Origin of the sequence: Mesorhizobium sp. M5C.F.Ca.ET.164.01.1.1 (assembly GCF_004792125.1) — a bacterium.
Classification (GTDB): domain Bacteria; phylum Pseudomonadota; class Alphaproteobacteria; order Rhizobiales; family Rhizobiaceae; genus Mesorhizobium; species Mesorhizobium wenxiniae.
Genome location: NZ_SRTG01000088.1, coordinates 1 through 476 on the forward strand (window position 1 = coordinate 1; position 476 = coordinate 476).

The window sequence follows — 476 nt, forward strand, 5'->3', positions numbered from 1 at the left end:
AATTGTCGTCGGTTTTCGGGAAGTAATCAGTCGCGACCTGATCGGCCATCTGCGGCACCGGCCTGATCGCGTCGAACCCGCGCAGTCCGACGCCCGGCGCTCCCTACACCTATGTGACGACAAAAGCGTCCTGCTCGAGTTCGGCCTCGACACGCTTCGCGATCTCCCGGACTGCGAGGCGCTCGAGGATGCCGGGCTGCTGAGCAGAGATGAGCTGCTTGCTGGTGAAATTATGCCAGAGTTGGCTAGTGGCCATGAGGATGCGGGTTTGGATACGGAGGAATAGCTTGGCGCTGCAGACGCTGTGGCCACCGGGCTTGCGAGTGCTTCCAGCTTTCCATAGCGAATCTAGCGCGCCCAAGGGCGTCCGAAATTTGTAGGCAAATTTCGGACATGGACACGGTCAGCGACGTCAAGCAGGCAGCGGTATGCGGCCTCTGCACCGCTGTCGCCCAAAAATTCGTGGCCATGGGCAA

At 60.3% G+C, this 476-nt stretch carries 1 pseudogene; it reads left to right on the forward strand.

What is annotated here, in order from left to right:
• A pseudogene (locus EN807_RS32540) lies at positions 1-286 on the forward strand (SMC-Scp complex subunit ScpB); the annotation flags it as partial.
• Positions 287-476: the final 190 nt, after the last annotated feature.